This window comes from Vibrio sp. 378, assembly GCF_033339435.1.
In genome coordinates this window covers 1-532 of the sequence record NZ_JAWOUO010001103.1, presented here as the reverse complement: position 1 = coordinate 532, position 532 = coordinate 1, and the positions used below count along the sequence as shown (strand labels likewise).

Below are 532 nucleotides of genomic sequence, written 5' to 3'. Positions count from 1 at the left end.
AAGTTGAACGTCGAGTTCGTCATCTTCGTCGAGTGCTAAGTGCGCGAATACCGACGTAATCTATAGCGTGTTGAGCTTCCAACATTACGCTTTAGTTAACCCTAAAAGCTCAACACGCTGTAAACGCATATCGAAATAGATTTGTTCTAAGTGCTATTAACAGGCTGACCTATGTGGTCAGCCTGTTTGCTTTTATGGACATGGGTTAGAGTAGGTAGTACCGATCGCTTGAATGTCTGTTAACAGCTCATCACTAAGCTTGATATCGATGCTGTCAATGTTGGCTTTAAGTTGATCAAGGTTGGTCGCACCGATGATGTTGGAAGCGACAAATGGACGTTGATTGACGAACGCCAATGCCATTTGCGCAGGATCTAGGCCATGCTCACGTGCCAAGTTCACGTATGCTTCTGTCGCTTTGACGCCTTGAGGTGTGAAGTAACGAGCGAAACGCTCCCACTTAGTACAGCGTGCACCTTCTGGTTTTGCGCCATTTAAGTATTTACCACTCAAACAACCAAACGCCAGAGGT

1 protein-coding gene is annotated in these 532 nt (G+C 45.9%); it reads right to left on the bottom strand.

The window, feature by feature from the left end:
• Positions 1–192: 192 nt before the first annotated feature.
• The coding region (locus R7Q48_RS30610) for an aldo/keto reductase (protein WP_318134181.1) at positions 193–532 on the bottom strand (340 nt) is incomplete at its 5' end.